This is a genomic window from Flavobacterium sp. FlaQc-28, assembly GCF_044007415.1.
Lineage (GTDB): Bacteria > Bacteroidota > Bacteroidia > Flavobacteriales > Flavobacteriaceae > Flavobacterium.
Window position 1 is genome coordinate 1 of sequence record NZ_JBIPCM010000025.1, and the last position, 468, is coordinate 468.

Genomic DNA, 468 nt, shown 5'->3' on the forward strand with positions numbered 1-468 from the left:
CGCTACTGCCAACCTTACATTACTTTCGCAAGTTGTTGTGGCATCTTTTAGAACAGCGTAATAAGTTCTTGTGGTCAACGCTGTTGATGCTGTTACCACATTTCCTCCTGTTGAGGCATCATACCAAACAATATTTCCTGTTTCTGGACTTACATTAATGTTCGCAATTGTTGGTGCATTTATTAAACAGAAGTCTTGATCTGTATCTGTAATATTTGGCGTACCAGGATCTGATACATTTACTGCTACAGCTAATCTTACATTGCTTTCGCAAGTTGTTGTAGCATTTTTCAATGCAGCGTAGTAAGTTCTTGTAGTTAATACTGTTGCTGCTGTTACCACATTTCCTCCTGTTAAAGCATCATACCAAACAATATTTCCAGTTTCTGGACTTACATTTATACTTGCAATTGTTGGTGCATTTATTAAACAGAAGTCTTGATCTGTATCTGTTATGTTTGGTGTGCC

General features: G+C 37.4%; 1 protein-coding gene. It reads right to left on the reverse strand.

The window, feature by feature from the left end; all coding sequences use genetic code 11:
- The coding region (locus ACHRVL_RS23025) for a hypothetical protein (RefSeq protein WP_395415595.1) at positions 1 to 468 on the reverse strand (468 nt) is incomplete at both ends.